Below are 1,251 nucleotides of genomic sequence, written 5' to 3'. Positions count from 1 at the left end.
CGGATGTGCCCGGTTTATGTTGCGGGGCTGATCGGCGCGGGGGATCGCAAGAGCGTCCAGCCCATGGCGGCGCGCGACGGCGAAGTCGGCTACGACCAGCTTCATCACTTCATCGCCAGCGGCGTGTGGGACGCCGCGCCGCTTGAGAAGGCCCTGCTCGCCGAAGCCGACAGAATGGTTGGCGGCGCCGACGCGTGGCTGATCGTTGACGATACGGCATTGCCGAAAAAGGGCGAGCATTCGGTCGGCGTCGCGCCACAATATGCCTCGTCGCTCGGAAAGACCGCCAACTGTCAGTCGCTGGTCTCGCTAACGTTGGCGTCACGCGAGATTCCGGTGATGGTGGGCCTGCGGCTATTCCTGCCCGAAAGCTGGACAGATGATCCCGAGCGCATGGCGCGGGCTCGTGTGCCGGAGGATAGGCGGACCGCTCTGACGAAGCCGGAGATCGCGATCGAAGAGATCGACCGCGTCATCGCCTCGGGCGCGCGCTTCGGTTGCGTCCTCGCCGATTCGGGATACGGCTCCAGCGGGTCTTTCCGTCAGGCCTTGAGCGCGCGCGGTCTCAAGTGGGCGGTCGGGCTGTCGCGGCGCCAGAACGTCTATCCCGCCGACGTCGCTTTGATCTTTCCGGTCGCCAGGGCCGGAAGGCCGCGCAAATACAGCATCCCGGATCAGCCTCCGGTCTCTGCCGAAGCGTTGTTGTCGGAAGAGAAATGGCGAAGGGTTAATTGGCGGCGGGGCACAAAGGGCCGGCTGACATGCCTCTTCGCGGCCCGCCGCGTTCGCGTTGCAGACGGTCATAAGCACCGCATGCTTGATGATCGCATGCAATGCATGCCGGGCGACGAGGTCTGGCTCGTCGGCGAACGGAGGTCGAGCGGCGAGCAAAAATACTATGTGTCCAACCTTCCGGCCGATACCAGCCTCAAGACGCTCGCCGCCACGATCAAAGCCAGATGGGTCTGCGAGCAGGCGCATCAGCAGTTGAAGGAAGAACTCGGCCTCGACCACTTCGAAGGCAGATCCTGGATCGGACTACACCGGCACGCCTTGATGACAATGATCGCCTACGCCTTCCTCCAGACCCGCCGCCTCAAGGCCGCGGGACGGAAAAAAAAGAATCGGGGGACCGCCGCCACAACCGAGCCTGCCGGCCATCAGACAAGCCATTCTCGACCTCTTCGCACGGCCTCCACCCAGACGATGCCCCCACTGTGAGAAACTCATCGCCGACGCCGTCGAACCAAA

The 1,251-nt window shown here is 63.9% G+C and carries 1 protein-coding gene; it reads left to right on the top strand.

Annotated features, from left to right (window positions below; all coding sequences use genetic code 11):
• A partial coding sequence (locus MPC4_RS18125) for an IS701 family transposase (protein WP_174513771.1) occupies window positions 1-1,221 on the top strand: 1,221 nt, incomplete at its 5' end.
• Between the last annotated feature and the right edge of the window lie 30 nt (window positions 1,222-1,251).

The sequence above is a fragment of the Methylocella tundrae genome, assembly GCF_901905185.1.
Lineage (GTDB): Bacteria > Pseudomonadota > Alphaproteobacteria > Rhizobiales > Beijerinckiaceae > Methylocapsa > Methylocapsa tundrae.
This window is presented reverse-complemented; position numbering and strand designations above follow the sequence as displayed.